This is a genomic window from Proteiniphilum sp. (assembly GCF_034927365.1).
Classification (GTDB): Bacteria; Bacteroidota; Bacteroidia; order Bacteroidales; family Dysgonomonadaceae; genus Proteiniphilum.
In genome coordinates this window covers 87257-103001 of record NZ_JAYFQD010000021.1, presented here as the reverse complement: position 1 = coordinate 103001, position 15745 = coordinate 87257, and the positions used below count along the sequence as shown (strand labels likewise).

14 protein-coding genes are annotated in these 15745 nt (G+C 32.6%); all 14 read right to left on the bottom strand.

Annotation, left to right across the window (positions count from 1 at the left end; translation table 11 throughout):
• Positions 1–311 precede the first annotated feature (311 nt).
• The 14 genes from VB073_RS13655 to VB073_RS13590 all read right to left on the bottom strand — a co-directional run bounded on the left by VB073_RS13655 (position 312) and on the right by VB073_RS13590 (position 15644).
• Positions 312–701 (bottom strand): WbuC family cupin fold metalloprotein, encoded by a 390-nt coding sequence (locus tag VB073_RS13655; protein ID WP_323404744.1) that lies wholly within the window; start codon positions 699–701, stop codon positions 312–314.
• 13 nt (positions 702–714) lie between these two features.
• Entirely contained in the window at positions 715–1668 is a 954-nt protein-coding gene (locus tag VB073_RS13650) for a glycosyltransferase family 4 protein (RefSeq protein WP_323404743.1), read from the bottom strand.
• 23 nt (positions 1669–1691) lie between these two features.
• The gene (locus VB073_RS13645; protein ID WP_323404742.1) at positions 1692–2636 is read right to left on the bottom strand and encodes an NAD-dependent epimerase/dehydratase family protein; all 945 of its coding nucleotides are present in this window, start codon (positions 2634–2636) and stop codon (positions 1692–1694) included.
• A 262-nt stretch (positions 2637–2898) separates the two neighbouring features.
• The gene (locus VB073_RS13640; protein ID WP_323404741.1) at positions 2899–3789 is read right to left on the bottom strand and encodes a hypothetical protein; all 891 of its coding nucleotides are present in this window, start codon (positions 3787–3789) and stop codon (positions 2899–2901) included.
• 1 nt (position 3790) lies between these two features.
• Positions 3791–4828, bottom strand: coding sequence for a Gfo/Idh/MocA family oxidoreductase (locus VB073_RS13635; RefSeq protein ID WP_323404740.1), 1038 nt, complete (start codon positions 4826–4828; stop codon positions 3791–3793).
• Positions 4825–5832: a glycosyltransferase family 4 protein gene (locus tag VB073_RS13630; protein ID WP_323404739.1), complete on the bottom strand. Its 1008-nt coding sequence runs from the start codon at positions 5830–5832 to the stop codon at positions 4825–4827. The genes VB073_RS13635 and VB073_RS13630 overlap by 4 nt, the downstream gene beginning before the upstream one ends.
• Positions 5829–6911 carry a glycosyltransferase gene (locus VB073_RS13625; RefSeq protein ID WP_323404738.1) on the bottom strand — a complete coding sequence of 361 codons (1083 nt, stop codon included), beginning with the start codon at positions 6909–6911 and terminating at the stop codon, positions 5829–5831. The genes VB073_RS13630 and VB073_RS13625 overlap by 4 nt, the downstream gene beginning before the upstream one ends.
• A 49-nt stretch (positions 6912–6960) precedes the next feature.
• Positions 6961–8085, bottom strand: a complete 1125-nt coding sequence (locus VB073_RS13620; protein WP_323404737.1) for an O-antigen ligase family protein — start codon at positions 8083–8085, stop codon at positions 6961–6963.
• Positions 8069–9265 carry a polysaccharide deacetylase family protein gene (locus VB073_RS13615; protein ID WP_323404736.1) on the bottom strand — a complete coding sequence of 399 codons (1197 nt, stop codon included), beginning with the start codon at positions 9263–9265 and terminating at the stop codon, positions 8069–8071. Before VB073_RS13615 ends, VB073_RS13620 begins: the two co-directional genes overlap by 17 nt.
• Positions 9262–10347: a glycosyltransferase family 4 protein gene (locus VB073_RS13610; RefSeq protein ID WP_323404735.1), complete on the bottom strand. Its 1086-nt coding sequence runs from the start codon at positions 10345–10347 to the stop codon at positions 9262–9264. The genes VB073_RS13615 and VB073_RS13610 overlap by 4 nt, the downstream gene beginning before the upstream one ends.
• A 2-nt stretch (positions 10348–10349) precedes the next feature.
• Positions 10350–11675: a hypothetical protein gene (locus VB073_RS13605; protein ID WP_323404734.1), complete on the bottom strand. Its 1326-nt coding sequence runs from the start codon at positions 11673–11675 to the stop codon at positions 10350–10352.
• A 236-nt stretch (positions 11676–11911) separates the two neighbouring features.
• The gene (locus VB073_RS13600) at positions 11912–13369 is read right to left on the bottom strand and encodes a lipopolysaccharide biosynthesis protein (protein WP_323404733.1); all 1458 of its coding nucleotides are present in this window, start codon (positions 13367–13369) and stop codon (positions 11912–11914) included.
• Positions 13370–13375: 6 nt separating this feature from the next.
• Positions 13376–14353, bottom strand: coding sequence for a nitroreductase family protein (locus VB073_RS13595; RefSeq protein WP_323404732.1), 978 nt, complete (start codon positions 14351–14353; stop codon positions 13376–13378).
• Positions 14340–15644: a polysaccharide pyruvyl transferase family protein gene (locus VB073_RS13590; protein WP_323404731.1), complete on the bottom strand. Its 1305-nt coding sequence runs from the start codon at positions 15642–15644 to the stop codon at positions 14340–14342. Before VB073_RS13590 ends, VB073_RS13595 begins: the two co-directional genes overlap by 14 nt.
• Between the last annotated feature and the right edge of the window lie 101 nt (positions 15645–15745).

The window sequence follows — 15745 nt, the reverse complement described above, 5'->3', positions numbered from 1 at the left end:
GTGTTTACTTCTTCTTATGTTATGTGCTTTTGTTCCGAAAAAACGGAATGAAAAATACCTTTGGGAATTTGCCAATTATTATACATTCTAATATGATCCGTTTTTAAAAGATAGTTTTTGCACAGTCTGTCGGGGGCTTACGTATAGCACCTCTATATAATCAGATGCAAAATTATAAAAAAAAAACAGTAAAATGTCGTTTTTTGGACAAAAAAAGACAAATAATAGATAAAATTATTTGTCTGAAATGTAATAAAATGGAAAGTAACAGGTTCTGTGGAATAGGAATATGTATGAGGAATATTATCTGTTCAGAGTATATCCTCTTTACTGAATGGGGTATAGGGTCCATCTTTCACTTCGAAGATCATGGTGCCGGATTCCAGTGCTTCCAGCGTGTGCCATTGACCGATGGGGATATGGATTCCATATTCATTGTTTTTAGGGTCGATGGTGAATTCTTTGATCAATTCTTTCTTCTCGTTATAAAATAATATGCGGATGCTTCCGCGGAGTACAATATATGTCTCCGCGGTATTCCGGTGCCTGTGTATCGGCAGTACCGTTCCCGGTTCCAACGCATTCAACAGGCGTTGTGCTTTGGCATCTAAACTGTCGTGCAGGTTAAAATTCATTCTCAGGCGTTCACTTGTTTTCGCCTTGGCGGTTACTTCATCCAGTAATTGTTCGTTGATCAGCATGACAATGGTATATTTAATTGGGAGCTGTTTTCATTAAGCGGAATTTCATTGAATAGAAGGTGAGTAATGTAACCGCCAGTATCACGAATATCCACCAGCCTATAACCGGATACAAGGCGATGATCAATCCGGAGCAAACCAGTTGTGCTAAAAAGTACATAAGGGAAATTTCCCTGTGATCCATTTTACGTTCATTGGCCAGTATCTGGTAGAAATGCAGGCGATGGGCCTCCATTATATTTTGTTTCAGGTAGATCCTGTGTACGATCGTACAAACTGCATCCACTCCGTACACCATCAGGAAACCAATCCATATCAGGTTCTGTGTTTTAATGATCAGTAGGAGTAAGAGGGTCACTACCCAAAAAGCGACACTCACGCTTCCCACGTCACCGGCGAAACATTTCGCACGCTTCCTGAAATTAAAGAAGAGAAATACGATGGATGCCAGTAGCGGGAAGATCAGGAAATCATTTTCGGTGAAAGCCAGCTTGTAATTGTTTACGTAAATCATAGGCAATAGCACAGCCAACGTATATAATCCCGTGATACCGTTTATTCCGTCCATGAAGTTATAGGCGTTCACAATGCCGATAAATACGACATAGCCTATTAAGATTGCCCACCAGGGGTAAATCCCGAATATGTTTGCCAGGTAAAAGGCGCAGGTCATGGCCACTAGGTGATACAGCAACCTGATCTTTTGTCCTAGGCCGTTTATATCGTCCCACAGGCTTACCGAAGCCATCAGGGTGATTCCTCCCAGGAACCACCAGCCGGTCTCCGAAGGGTTGAGCAGCGCATAGAGCAGGGCGGTCACCCAATAGATGATACCTCCTCCCCGCAGTGTGATCCGGGTATGCGAGCTCCGCTCGTTCGGCTTATCGATAATATTATATTTGTCGGCAATGCGGAAATAGACAAGTTCCGCGATGAATAACAAGACAATAACAAGCAGGTATATCATTTTCTCCTTTTTCCTATAAGTGATTACCGGAAACTATCTAGCGTTTTGCGCATCCCTTCACGTGCCGGCACCGGCATCCGGTCGATAGCCAACGCCTGTTTGATTTTTTTGTTGCTCACCACGTAATTCTCGGTTAGTTTTTGTAACCGTTGTTTGTTAAGCGGTAAATGCAGGGCGCCTCCCACACCCGCCATTGCGTTCATCCATCCTTTCGGGAGTTTCCAGATATGCGGTTTTTTGCCTACCGATTCACTGATCAGGCCAATCAGTTCGTTGGTCGATAACGGTTCGTCGTCGCCTACATGGTAAATCCCGCTTTCGATGTTGTCCCTTACGACCAGTTGTTCCACCACATAAGCGATGTTACTGATCGAGCAGAACGATCGGCGGTTGTCGAATGCCCCCAACGGCCATGGGATCCCTTTCTTCACCACATTGTACAACAGGTTCAGGTTTCCCTTATTGCTCGGCCCATGGATCATGCAGGGGCGAAGGATATAAATATTCTTCGTCTTGGCTCTTGGATCCTGGCTTTTGACCCTTAAGATATACTCCTCCGCTCTGATCTTCGACTCACCGTAAGGGCCGACAGGGTGGGGGACGATCTCTTCAGTCAGGATGTCACTCGGGACGCTGTCGGCCGCCGCTTTGACCGAACTGAAAAAGATAAATGTTTGAGCATCCGATTGTAGGAAGTAATCGAAAATCCGTTGAGTCAATCCCGTGTTGATATCGAAATACGACTGTGCCTCGCTTTGATTTTTTGTATCGTGTGCTTTACCGGCAAGATGTACGATAGCGTTCACTGGTGGTATTTTTTCCAGTTCTTCCCACGAATAAATATGTTCCACACCTTTTTTCTGAGGTTGGAGAATATCTAATCCGTATAGCGTATAATTTTTACACCAACTGTTCGTAAAGTTTGTACCGACAAATCCGTTAATTCCAGTGATAAGGATTTTATTCATAATGAAAAAAGTCTTTTATTACGAGTTCGTTTTTTATAACTCACTCATGTTGATATGTTTAATTCGTCTCGTATTAAACGAAGAAGACTGCCGCAGCAGTCCATCTTCTTCATGTTTTCAACAGTACCTCTCTACGATGTGAATATCTAGTTCATTGCTAACAGAGATTGATTTTTTTTTAATCATAAGTTGTAAACTTTGTACTACTACTTGTATTCAGTTTGATATAATGATTAAATGATCTGTTTTAGAATAAGTTCGGCTATTTCTCTTTTTTCAGATCAATCAACTGGACAGTTTCTTCAATATGTTTTTTACTTGATGCCCCAAAAACAACCGATTGAATGTTTTGCTGATTGATAAAATCGTATGCTTCTTTAGCAGGTATTGCTCCGGAAGCAAGAGTAGACATAGCCATCAGTTGATAATCATCCGGATTGTTGGTATCTGATGCTTCTATGTAACTTGATACATCAGGAGACATTAAATATCCGATTTTATTGTATGAAGAACAGATTACTACATTCTTAATATTCCATTCTTTGAGTTTAGACAACAGATAGGGCATATTTTGTGTAATCAATCCAGGGGTTGCTCTGTATGCATTTCTGATGTATTCGCAATATTCGGCAAAAATCTCCTTAACTCCATAACCTAAAATAAGATCGGTAATTATATTTTGAAGAAAGACAACTTTAATGTTCAGTCCTTTAAAAATTTTCATTTCTACATCAATCAACATCTGCATGATTTTAATGGCATCTTTACTCAAAACAGCTTTTCCTCCTTTGGCCATCATCCCAAGCACACCGAGTGCTGAATTATCTTTAAACAACACCTCGTTTATTGCCGGGAAAATTCCCTTTTCGGCAACCATGTTCGCATATTTATGCGGATATGGTATTGAAGGATACCAATTGATTGAGTCATACTTGTTTTTATTATCCCTGAAATAATTGCATATTTCTCTTGCACGATCGTTGCTATTTAGCATAACCGCATTTATACCACACTCAAAAGCAATGTCATATACTTTGTATATATTGTTTATGTCAAAGAATTTTTCAGAAAGTTGCTGTGCTTTTTCTTGTGACATGTGATTGATCCCAAAAAACTGGTTATCACCAAATATTATTTTGTCTATCTTTTCCATCTTAAAACTTTGCATTCAATTCGTAATCAGAGAATATCTTATCAATCACTTCCAACGTATTTGCACCGTCATTAAAGGAGCATCTATTAGATACTGTTTTATCCTGGATACATTCAATAAAATGATATAATTGGCTTGTAAATTCATTACCTCTCACATAGAAAGGTACTGAATTGAAAATATCAGTAATGTAAAAAGTATTCCACCCTTCTCTAAGTTGAAATTCTTTATTTGCTTTATTCATATAAATCTTTAAAGAGTGTTGGTCTGCCATAATGCGCCCTCCATCACCAAATATTTCAATTTTATTGGTCGGTTTACGATAACTGGGATCACTCCAGTTTATATAGATTGTACCGCTGATGCCATTTTCATATAACAATGTAGTTGACATCGCATCTTCTACTGTCTTGGAATAGATATGGGTAAGGGACGAACCTGTAATTCTATCGGGTTTACCGATTAAAAAATTGACCAGATCAATTGCATGAGATGCTATTTCAAACACGGCGCCTCCTCCACTTTCCCGTGAAGCGCGCCATCCGGAGCCATCATCAGATTTGGTAATGGTACAGCTGAACATTTCTGATTTAAATCGTATGACTTTACCGATAACACCCTTTTCTACAAATTCTTTTGTTTTTACAAAAACATCATTAAAGCGATTTACATAACCCACTTGGTTTATCAGATCGGAGTCTTTGAAAAGATTATTCAATCGGGATGCATCTTCATATTTGGTAGTAAAAGGTTTTTCAGCAAAAACATGAATCCTTTTTTGTGCAGCCTTTTCAATTACGTCGTAATGAAGATGTGGAGGAGTACAAACTAAAACAGCATCGGGTTTTGAAGTTTCGAATAATTCGTTATAGTCTTTGTAGGTCTTGACAGGAAGATACTTCTTCATCATTGTCAAGATGATTGCTGATGAGTCTGCAACAGATTCTATCTCTACATTTGGGTGACTATTGATGATAGAATAGTGTGTTATACCCATTCTACCAAAACCAATAATTGCAAATCTTATATTGTTATTCATAAAAGTGATTTATATATTTCATTGTATTCTTTTATCATTCTTTCAATTGAAAAATTGATCTTTACATGTTTCCTATTTTCCGTTCCATTAATATTGTTAGACAATCCACTGAGACTAAATGAATGGGTATTTAAATAAATAATAGATGGAAAATTCAATACTTTGTGCTGGGGTATGTCAGAAAGTATCAATTTGAGTCCACAAGAAGCTGCTTCCAACACAGACATTGGTAAGCCCTCAGAAACCGATGGATAGATAAATGTTTCATATTTGTTAAGAGTTGAAAGTACTTCCGAATATTTTACGGAACCCTTCCAAACGGCATATTCTGATTTGCTAAGTGCATTTTTTACCAATTCATTAAATGCTGGTCTTCTTTCATCAAATGCACCATATATGTGTAAATTCACTTTGGCTTTATTTGCCTCATCGATTAATCGAAGTAAATTTTTTTCTGGACTTATTCTACCTAGATAAACAATGCTCTTTTCCTTACTCTCATGATATAATAAGTTTAGGTCAGGTATTTCAACACCATTTGGTACATAATATAATTTTCTAAAAGGGACAAACTTACTAAATTTATTTTTATCCACTTCACTACAGAAAACCAATCGAGGGAGAATCATTGCTCCAACAAAATCAAAAAATAATATAAAAAACCTTTGAATGAAATTGTATTTAGGGTTTGTAAAATGACAGCCATGAATTGTTACTACATTTCTTTTATTAATAAAACTAAACAATATGGCAAGAGGAATATATGTTTCATTATGAAAGTGTATAATATCTATGTCCTTAGTTTTGACATAATCAGCAATAAAACCCAATTTCTTTAAATACGGCTTTGGCAAAATCTTTATATTAGCATGTTCCTCTTGTGGAAAATCTACCATTATATGGCTCTCGATATCCTCACTACCGGATACAATATTATATACAACCCTTTCTGTTCCTCCATGCGATGGAGGATAGTTCTTAGGACCAACATGTAATACTTTCATTTTCCTTCAATTAATTCAATATAGCTATTCTCGAATTTTTCATATGAATAGTTTTCTTTTAAAATTACATTGCTCTCAATCCCCAATTTTATTCTGGATTCATAATTGTTTATCAAAATCAACAAACTATTAGAAATATTCTTATAATCTCCTGTATCATGTAGATAACCACTTTTACCTTGGTGTACAAGTCTATTATTGTCACCTACATTCGTTGCAACAATTGGTAAAGAAGCATTCATAGCCTCCATTATTGAATTACTCGTACCTTCATATTTTGAAGTGGAAAGATAAATGTCAGCTTTATCTAATAACTCAGAAATATTTGAAGGGTTAATTAGTAGTTCAATTTTATCATTAAGATTAAACTCGTTAATCCACTCTTTAATAGTTGGTTCTAGTTTACCATAACCAATAATTTGATACTTTAAATTGGAATATTTCTCTACTGCTAAACCAACAGCCCTGATTGCTGTCACATAATCTTTAGACTCATGAAATCTCCCAACAGAAATAATAGTAATATTTTGTTTTTGAGGTCGAATCGTCACTTTTTTGACAAAGGGAAAACAATTGGGAATAACAATCGATTTTTTCGCTTTTAATTCTTTTGAGAACTTATCTTCAGCTAAAAAACTATTAAAGATTGTCCCGGAAGTAAAAAAACGCATTATCATTTTTTCTAGTATACTTTTCCATATAGGAAATTTTGTGCTTCTTATTCCGCCAAATATTTCTTTTACACCGGCCAATTTACCAATAATTCCACCTAAAAAATTTGGTTTTGTAAGATATGTAAAGAGAATACTTACTCTATTATTTTTAAGAATATTATACAATATTCTCACCTTGTATAGGCCATTCCCTCTCAATTTCACCAATTGATAGTTATTGCTATCAATTAATTTTAGCATATTTTCATCAATAAGATCTCCATGGAATATGATAAATATAGTTTTATACTTATTTTTCAATACATTGAAGAGAAATACACTTTGTTTCTCTGTGCCACCGCTTTGTAGTGAATTAACCAACAACGCTACTGTCGGCTCTGAAAGATTATAATGAGAGTCAAGCATGATCTGTCTTAGATAAAATTACAGAGTATAACGCATTTTTATTGAATGATTAGTGTTGGTTTTGGAACCTTAACAAAGCTGTATATCTTTGCAATAAAACTAAGAATATCCAAATGTGTAAAGTATAAATCCATGATAACGTAAAAAAAGAAAATAGTAAAACACAAAATAATAATATAGGTGTTTTGCTATGTTTTATAATCCTTCGCATATTAACCAATAGATGAACTAGCATTAGTAAAAAAAGAGATATTCCAACAATGCCTAGTTCAAATAGAATTTTTAAAAATACGTTATGAGCATTTGCTCCAAACAGTTTTTTATCAAGTTCAGTAGAAAAGGTATCAATCCCAAAACCAAATATTTTCTTATCACTTTCTTTAAATATCTCAAAACCAGTCGACCATATCAAATCTCTACCACTTAAATCTAACTTACCTGTAGGTGTCAAAAATTGCAAGCCACCGTTGTGAGCAGGTTTTTCTAAATTTGATAATATAAATAGAAATCCAATAATCAAAAAAGATATCGCAGCATATTTCTTTATACCCTTTAATTTAAACCAAGCATAGAAGAGAATAATAAATAAAAGTGAAATTACGCCGGTTCTTGAAAAAGTTAAAATAATCGCATAAATAACGAATAACTGACTGAATAAAATGAATTTCTTTTTTGTCAGATTGTACAAGTAAAGACCAATTACAAAACCAACACTCAATAATATTGAAGATTCATTACTATCTATTCCCAGTATATTAGCTCTTCCTTCAACAATTAAAGATTGAGGAGCAAAGAAAAAAACATATATGATTTGAAAAGCTGCAAAAATAACTCCTAAATAGTAACCCTTGAAAAAAGTGTATAAATTAGAGTAATTATTGAAATAAAAACTAAAACTTACTGTGACGAGCAATAGTGTTAATAATCTAAAAATCCAAATTCCTTTATCATTATTTTCGGAAAGTATAATTGTAAATAATGCGTAAATTAGAAATAAAGAAGGATAAAGTATAGTTTTTCCGTTAATCAAGTGTTTTTTGCTCACTACAAAATGTAAAATATAAATAATTAATATTATACCAAAACCATATTTAGCATTACCCCAATATTCTAAAGATATTTGAGGTATAATAAATATAAACAATAGAAACAGTAGATTAAATATTTTTCTCATGCCATATCTTATAATTAAGCTGGATTAAACGAAATAATAATTTTATTATTCCCCGATACTTATCACTTAAAATTTGTAAATAAAAGATTATACCTGATGAATATTTTATTTTAGAATCGAAATTTTCTTTACCGTTAAAATAGAATACCGGTGCAAAACGAGAAACTCTATTAGAAAAATTCTTATATGAATTTCTTAGTTTACGACGTTCTTTTAACGTTAAATCCTTTGCCGAATTGAAAAATTTGTATCCAATTTTTTTGGCGATCTCTAATCCTAATTTAGAGCCACTGCCTCCAGGCCAGCAGAGAAAGGTCACTGTTTTATTTAATCTCTTTTCAATTTCATTTTTAGTATACTCCAATTCAAAGGAAATTCGACTTTTATATTCTTCAAAACTTTCATACCTGCCTATATTAGGATTATCAGCAATAAAATCACTAGAAATATTATCTAAAATCAATTTCCAATTATTTTTTTTAAAAAAGTCTTGTCCTCCATTATTTTTTACGTAGTCTGTTAATAAATTATCTAAAGTAGGATCAGGTATATACTTTCTAGAAAGAAGACTTTTCTCGTATTCATAAACTGGCTGACCATATTTCATCAGAGTTGGGTTCTCAATCTGTAAAAATGGTTTATTATCTGGGGTATCGTTCCATGTCATCCATATATAATTATCACCGGGATGTCTATAGTCGACAATAGTATTGTTAATAGGATACCATGTATGTGTCAATGCATGACTTTCGGCAAAAATAACATTATTATCTTCCATAATTTTAATTTCATCCCAGGAAAGAAATCCCTCTATCTGTAATTCTGATATATCATCAACTTGATCCAATCTCTTTCGCACAATATTTCTCTTCTCGACAAAATCAGGATTAACAAATACTGTGGCACAAAATTCATATTTCTTTAATAATGGATATGCAAAAACCCAATTATCCAAATAACCGTCATCAAAAGTAATAACAATAGATTTTTTAGGCAATTTTTTGCCATGCATCATATAATTGTATAGCTCAGTTAAGGAAACTGTTCTATATGATAGTTTTTTTAATATTGAAAGTTGATTCTCGAACACCTGATACGGGCAGGTTAAGTAGTTCCAATGCCATTTAGGATTAACAATTCCAACTGAATGATACATTAGACATGGGACATTGTTCTTCATAAGAAAATAGCTGTTTTTATCTTGTTAATTGTATCTTTAAAAGAATAATTATCTATATATGTACTATGTGCATTTTTGCTCAAAGTTTTTGCGAAATCAGGATTTGAAATGATTTGTTTTAATAATTTTGATAATTCCTCTACATTATTATTATCAAACAGTACTCCATTCCAATTATTAATGATAATATCATTTATCCCTTGAGAATTTGAAGCTAAGATCGTTACCTTATTATACATTGCTTCAAGCATTGATATAGGAGTCCCCTCATAATCTGAGCTTATAATATAATGGTCTGCTATTTTATACAAATCTGGCACATTATTTCTTTCAACATTCCCTATCAATTTTATATATTTACATAATTTATATTGGTTTACCCTGTCCACTAAATCTTGGTACATCGGTCCGTTGCCTGCAATGATCATTATAACATTCTCTTTTTCTAAATATTTGTCGCCAAGATAATTAAAAGCTTCTATAATTATTTCAGGCCTTTTTAATTTCTTCAGACTTCCAACATATAAAAAAACCTGCGAAAAATTCTGTATTGAATAATTGAGTCTCAAATTTTCTTTAGACAGATTAGATTGTTTAAAAGGAATTACAGGTGGTAAATATTCAATTTGTAATTTATAAACTCTGCTATATTCTTCACATATAACTTGAGAGACACCAAATAATTTCATGGATCTCTTAAATAAATTATTATAGATTACGCCTTTCTTTAGACCTGTCAGACCACCTCCATGAATAATTATTACATATCTTGTATTCAATAAAATATTTAAAATTGGGAAAATTGCCCAATAAAATATATTTGAACGAGAGAAGCTTAAAATAAATACTCTTCTTTTGATGCTTAGAATTGTAATCAAAAAAATAAAATGAAAATATTTTAGATACTTGCTTCTAATTAGCCTAAAGTGTTTTAATGTATTATTATCTTCTAACTTGTCATAACTGACATATTCTAATGAACATTCTTTTGAAAGCTCCTTCAGAAGATAATAATTAAATACCTCAACACCACCAATATAGAATGGATAAAGTTGGGGTGAAATAAGAGCAATTTTTCTCATCTTCAACTGTTTTTTAGTTTTGAAATTATCCAATTGTATTTCCCGTTTGCCCCTGGTTTGATATTATCGACTATTAATATCTCAACGGTTATATTTGAGCCCAACTTTTCTTTTGTTTTATTGATCAATTTAAATTTTTCATTTTCATTAAATTCAGAATTGACAACAATATTGAATCTGATTTCCGATTTGCTTAATTGTATTAATTGAAATTGACTTATTCCCTTGATTTGATATCTCATCAAAAGGGTCCAAAAAGTACCGGAAACTCTATTACCGTTTAATCCCTCTATGATTTCAAAACTTCTCCCTCTGATGTTTTTAATTAAAGGCAATGTGGATCCACAATCGCAAAATTGTTTATAATCAAGATATTCCCCCATATCTCCAATTTTATAACGAATTAAAGGAAAAACGTGATTATCTAAATCTGTAATAACAATTTCACCAATCTCTCCCGGTTTACAAGAATTACCATTCTTGTCAAGAAGTTCTATAATTAAATGATCAGAATTATAATGCAATCCTTCATGAATTTTGCATTCGTTGGCAATATGCCCTACTTCTCTACATCCATATCTATTAAAAATTTTTGTATTAAAAACTTTTTCAATACTCTCTCGCTGGAAATCATGTAATGTTTCCCCTGCAGAAACGATCCCATTGACCTGATGAGTAAATGTGAGTTTTCTTTCTGCTAATATCTGAGCTATTTTGTATAGAGCAGAGGGGTAACCTACAATTATTTTCGGTTTGAATTTCTCAATAAATGAGTGATATTTAATGATATTTTGATCATCTAAGTAATATGAGGATAAAACAACTTCTTTTTGAAAAACTCTTTTTAATATAGCTCTCAGACCTTTATTTATATCTCTTTCAGCACCCCAAATAATTAATTTTTTTTCTCCAAATTTCCACCCCGCCATTTCATCTCCTCTCATGGCGACAGCCAATGAATAAGTATCTGATTTATCACTATAAAAATAAAGAGATTTGCCTGATGACCCACTTGTAGAGTTCTTGATAAAGCGACTTTTGTTGATGTTAGTAGCTTTTAATTGTTCAAATTGGTCATTAATTACTTCTTTGGTAAGAACGGGTAATTTATTTAAATCTTCTATTGAGTGAATGTTTCTAATTTCATTAAATTGCTTGTAATAGGGTACGTTTGATTTAACATGCTCTATTAGACGAAGAAATTTTTTTTCACGTTCTAAATCTTGGTATGATGCTGTCTCCATTTCATACCTTTTTGCTACCCGATAATTCGATAAAAAATTATAGTGCTTGATATTCATCAAAAATAAAAATATGTTTTTTTTCATTATTGAACTATTTTGGAAACGATATTATCATACTCAATCTATTAGCCCTCCGTATAATAGAATCCAATTTCTTTCAAAAAAGTGAGTTCTCTCAGATCTCTCTTCATTTAGAAATATTAACCAGCTTGAGATGAAAAACAAATCCTAAATATTTAAATTGTTAATATTCAAATTTGCTATTTCATGTATTAACATTATAAACCTTCAATGTATAGCCAGTACTAGAGAAGTTTGTCTTAGCTTTTTTTGTAGATTTTGGCAATTAATAGATTCCGAACCACCTTAATATCTTCTATCACAAACATATGGAGCTTTATCTGAATAAAAAAAATTATTCCTAAATAAACTATAGATGAAATAAAAATTTTAACTATCATATTAGAAAAAATATGTGATACTAACGTCAGTAATCCAATACCAGCAATAGAAATAATCATATGAACTACTATGTCTCTTATCGGAAGAAATTCCTTTATCGTTTTGGAAAGAAGCTTTCGCTCACTATTTAGAATAATCACAGTCGGTATTAATAAACTTATAACCGAGCTAACAATGGCACCATATGAAGAGAACAACTTAATTAGCATAACTGTGGTAGGTATAGTTATCAGTGAGCTGTAAAGGTATATTCTCATTGTACTTCTTGTTTTACCTGCGGCTCTAAGGATCAATCCCGGACAAAACATTAGCAAAAAAATTGTAATAAGATAAACTTGAAAGAAAACTATTGCGTCCAAATATTCATTTGTAAAAATCACGGCAATAATGTCACTTGACAGAAAATAAACTAGGAAAAGAAGCGGAATTGTAATTGACGCCGTTTTTGCAATAAGTTTTTTATATAATTTATGAGCTTCATCAACTTCACTACTGTGCAGTAGTTCAGATAGCCTTATTATCAGGACCCTACTAAATGAATCAAATAATATTGTAATACCGGGGATACCAAAAAAAGCAACAGAATAACTTGCATATGCTGAAGCTGAAACGCTATTTATCAAGATTAGTTTGTCAAGTCTTTGTGTGAGAGTCTTTATTGAAACTGCTATTCCAAAGGGTATTCCATATTCTAATTGCTCTCTTATGTATTCAAATCGAATGCTCTTCAATGTTAAATCTTTTGCCACAAGAATAAAAGAAAAGAGAAGTTTAAGTAGAGAGTAAAAAAGAAAACCATAAGCAACAGAAATAACGTTCTTATTGAAAATGTAAAAACCAACGATAGAAATTACTTTTAAAATATTCTCAAATGGAGGGTAGAATAAATTTAGAAAAGTTTTATTTTTAACTACAATGAACGAGTCTATGATATTTGTTGGAATCAAGAGCACTATACAAGAAACCAAGAGAAACTGCATGTTTCTATCTTCTAATTCACCAAGAAATATTCTCTTTATATAAGGGATAAAAAATAAAAATAAAGTTAAAATAGCGATGAGGAAAAGGATTATAAATACAGATGAGATGTATATTTTTCTTTTTTCTGAGTCCTTTGCAATTGGGTAAAAATAATAAAGGTTAGAATGAATTCCCAGACCAAAAAAAGAGACTGAGAACAACATGATAGTATAGAATATCTGATAAACCCCATATTCAGATTTTGGCATTATTCTTGTCAAAATGAGAGGAATTAAAAAAGTGCAGATCATTGCTACAATTCTTCCCAAAAAGACCGCAATTATTTGTTTTCTCATAATGTCTCAATGCCAAACTAAAATTTCGTCCGGTTTTCTCTTTAATGATTTAGGTACCTTAAAATTTTTAGGATAACTTCCTACTGCTATTCTTACGACTATAGTTTCTCTCTTTGGTATTCCCAACAAATTATATGTTTGCTTATCTGTTTTTGGATCAGAAGCCCAATTAAGGATAACGGCTCCAACCCCTAATGAATGGAGAGCAAGCAATAAATTCATCGCAAATACTCCGCCATCTACATAATGCTGATTTCGCTCTTTATAATAGATACTTGTCCGTAAATCAGCTGTCACAATAATTAATTTGTCTATTGACTCGACAAATCCATTCGTCCCCCCCTGCAATTTTCCAAGCTCTATTATATCAGACTTATTCTTCAAAACATGAATCTTAACCGGTTGCCGATTGCATGCACTAGGAGAATATATAGAAATTTCAACTGACTTTTTAATAACCTCATCTGGTATTCGCTCTGGACCAAAGTTCCTTAAACTAAATCGGCTCTTCACAAATGCCGAATAATTAAATGAATGAATTTCAGGCTTAAAATCCCTATATGTAACTGTTCCTCCAGTCAATGACTCATTGCACTTTTCCTTTAGTTCAAACCTAATCCCTTCAAATATAGACAGACATTTATTATTATTTGAATTATAACTAATCCATTCATTAAGAACATCTATAACATTATCCGTAAGATCATCTTTTCCGAACTTATCAAAATAAAAATTTAAGAGTCTAATTAATTCGGTGGCCGCTTTCACCCCAAAACCAGGTCTGGGTTCTTTTAAACTTAATCCTCTTTCCAGATCATGATAAGAGATGGTAATTTTGGATTGTAGCTGTTTTCTTTCATAGCAATTTAGAGGATTATTTGAATACTTACTAAAACGATAAAAATCATAAATGAATATTCTTAAATTTCTAAATAGGCCAAGCCCATATGATATATTCTTCCTTATCTTTTCAAAGTATTTCATCTCTTACTTGTATTAATCTTTGTTTTAACACGTTGCTTTTGTGAATCAATTTATGATGTAATTCTCCCCGATTGTTTATTAATATAGAAATATCATCTATCAATACCTGTCTATCTTTTTCAATATTCAATAACATTTCCTTGCAATCACCCACTTCTCCTATTATTGAATAGCTCCTATGATCATGGATGTTAGTTAACATACCAAAGGGGGTTGCAACAGAGAGTGCTCCTATAATAGAATGGGTTCTTTCTCCTAATAAAAAATCAGCCCATTTAATTATTGCTTTAAGAAATCTAGCATCTAAATCATCCGTAATAACCACAGCCTCACTTTTATATTGCATTAAATCCAAAACCTCGCTTGAAATTAAAACATCATTTCCTCTTCCCTCATCTTTTGTATGAGGTAAAAACACAATAAAAGCTTGATAACGTACTATTAATTTATCCAGCAAATATGCTATTAAACGATTATGAATATTTGTTTTTTCTTCTCTATTCTCAGCTTGCAAGAAAGATTGCTTAAACACTACAGAATTCTCACAAACTGTTACGACAACAATGAGTTTATTAGCATCTTTCGAAGCTCGAATAATTGGATACCCTTCACTAAAAAACTTATCAACTAAGTCCAAGGACTCATACTTCATCCCAAAAGCAGGATCAGGTGTTATTTTAACGAGAGGATTGTTTAAAGATAAACTTTTCATGTATTGAAAAGCCTTTGTCTCACGGAAAAAAGCAAAATGTGCTAAACTTATAGCTTTTCTATAAGCCACCCTTTCAATTAATCCTCTTAATCCTTTTGTTATCGGATTAAATCCAGATCCAAGTATCCCTGTTTTTGCTTTAAAATATCTTCTACATACAATGAAAACAGGGACACTTGATATACCCCATGCTCCATCATGCCCAAAAAAGACATAATCACAGCCTTCAATATATTCTCTCAATTCCTTGTATCCTAAATTATTCTTTCTTAATAGTTGATTTGCAGATCCATAGTCTCCCCATAAAAAAGAAAATAAATTATAATACTTTCTAATTTTGTCAAAGAACGACAAATCAGGTAAATTCATGACTTGGGTTCGCATAGGTCTATGGAAAGGATATAATAAAGTTATGGGAAAAACTTTGATATCATTAAAATAAGTTGAATTATCTACGAAGTCCATAACAGCAATTTCAACCTTCTCATTCTCAAATAAGAAATCAGCAATACCTCTAACAATAGCTTCTTCTCCTCTGTTTTGTAGTGGGACTCCTTCTGCAATTAATATTCTCTTCATATTTTAAGTTTTATGATATGAATGTAAATTGAATTTACATGGAAATAATTTTCCTTCTTTTAAATAACAACCAGTTTAAAAATCATAGCTGAATCAATTTA

What these genes read in the sequence shown, in the direction of transcription:
- VB073_RS13655 (WP_323404744.1), bottom strand. Translation starts at nt 701, where the DNA reads ATGCTGATCAACGAACAATTACTGGATGAAGTAACCGCCAAGGCGAAA.
- VB073_RS13650 (WP_323404743.1), bottom strand. Translation starts at nt 1,668, where the DNA reads ATGATATACCTGCTTGTTATTGTCTTGTTATTCATCGCGGAACTTGTC.
- VB073_RS13645 (WP_323404742.1), bottom strand. Translation starts at nt 2,636, where the DNA reads ATGAATAAAATCCTTATCACTGGAATTAACGGATTTGTCGGTACAAAC.
- VB073_RS13640 (WP_323404741.1), bottom strand. Translation starts at nt 3,789, where the DNA reads ATGGAAAAGATAGACAAAATAATATTTGGTGATAACCAGTTTTTTGGG.
- VB073_RS13635 (WP_323404740.1), bottom strand. Translation starts at nt 4,828, where the DNA reads ATGAATAACAATATAAGATTTGCAATTATTGGTTTTGGTAGAATGGGT.
- VB073_RS13630 (WP_323404739.1), bottom strand. Translation starts at nt 5,832, where the DNA reads ATGAAAGTATTACATGTTGGTCCTAAGAACTATCCTCCATCGCATGGA.
- VB073_RS13625 (WP_323404738.1), bottom strand. Translation starts at nt 6,911, where the DNA reads ATGCTTGACTCTCATTATAATCTTTCAGAGCCGACAGTAGCGTTGTTG.
- VB073_RS13620 (WP_323404737.1), bottom strand. Translation starts at nt 8,085, where the DNA reads ATGAGAAAAATATTTAATCTACTGTTTCTATTGTTTATATTTATTATA.
- VB073_RS13615 (WP_323404736.1), bottom strand. Translation starts at nt 9,265, where the DNA reads ATGAAGAACAATGTCCCATGTCTAATGTATCATTCAGTTGGAATTGTT.
- VB073_RS13610 (WP_323404735.1), bottom strand. Translation starts at nt 10,347, where the DNA reads ATGAGAAAAATTGCTCTTATTTCACCCCAACTTTATCCATTCTATATT.
- VB073_RS13605 (WP_323404734.1), bottom strand. Translation starts at nt 11,675, where the DNA reads ATGAAAAAAAACATATTTTTATTTTTGATGAATATCAAGCACTATAAT.
- VB073_RS13600 (WP_323404733.1), bottom strand. Translation starts at nt 13,369, where the DNA reads ATGAGAAAACAAATAATTGCGGTCTTTTTGGGAAGAATTGTAGCAATG.
- VB073_RS13595 (WP_323404732.1), bottom strand. Translation starts at nt 14,353, where the DNA reads ATGAAATACTTTGAAAAGATAAGGAAGAATATATCATATGGGCTTGGC.
- VB073_RS13590 (WP_323404731.1), bottom strand. Translation starts at nt 15,644, where the DNA reads ATGAAGAGAATATTAATTGCAGAAGGAGTCCCACTACAAAACAGAGGA.